The sequence below is a fragment of the Thioclava sp. UBA3469 genome (assembly GCF_002378135.1).
Classification (GTDB): domain Bacteria; phylum Pseudomonadota; class Alphaproteobacteria; order Rhodobacterales; family Rhodobacteraceae; genus Thioclava; species Thioclava sediminum.
In genome coordinates this window covers 1-258 of record NZ_DFRG01000038.1, presented here as the reverse complement: position 1 = coordinate 258, position 258 = coordinate 1, and the positions used below count along the sequence as shown (strand labels likewise).

1 pseudogene is annotated in these 258 nt (G+C 62.4%); it reads right to left on the bottom strand.

Annotation, left to right across the window (positions count from 1 at the left end):
* A pseudogene (locus B3D39_RS02905) lies at positions 1 to 119 on the bottom strand (ABC transporter ATP-binding protein); the annotation flags it as partial.
* Between the last annotated feature and the right edge of the window lie 139 nt (positions 120 to 258).

Below are 258 nucleotides of genomic sequence, written 5' to 3'. Positions count from 1 at the left end.
CAGCCCGAGGGGCCGACGAAGACGCAGAACTCGCCATCGGCCACGTCGATATCGACGCCGCGGATGACCTCATGCGCACCATAGCTCTTGCGCAGGCCGCGCAGCTTGATGTCTGCCATGTCATTTCCCTCCCTGCTCGGCATCCGCGTCGATGTGCAGATAACCCTCCGCATCCACGAGAACGGGCTCCGGATCACGGATCTGGCCGACGAAATGGTCGTGGCCATTGTCGTCGAACCCCATGATCACCAGTCCCTC